This is a genomic window from uncultured Tateyamaria sp. (assembly GCF_947503465.1).
Taxonomy (GTDB): domain Bacteria; phylum Pseudomonadota; class Alphaproteobacteria; order Rhodobacterales; family Rhodobacteraceae; genus Tateyamaria.
In genome coordinates, this window is the sequence record NZ_CANNDN010000010.1 from 1 (window position 1) to 231 (window position 231).

The following is a 231-nucleotide window of genomic DNA, read 5'->3' on the forward strand; positions in this document are numbered from 1 at the left end:
CAGGTGGGCATCCCCAAGATCGTCGTGTTCATGAACAAGGTCGACCAGGTCGACGACGAGGAACTGCTGGAACTGGTTGAAATGGAAGTCCGCGAACTGCTGGACACCTATGAATACCCCGGCGACGACACGCCCATCATCGCAGGCTCTGCCTTGGCGGCGATGGAAGGCCGTGACGCCAACATCGGCGAAGACAAGATCCGTGAACTGATGGCGGCCGTGGACGAGTAC

At 59.3% G+C, this 231-nt stretch carries 1 protein-coding gene; it reads left to right on the plus strand.

Going from position 1 to position 231, the window contains the following annotated elements; translation table 11 throughout:
• On the plus strand, positions 1-231 hold a 231-nt coding region (locus tag Q0844_RS20860; protein ID WP_299049233.1), incomplete at both ends, for a GTP-binding protein.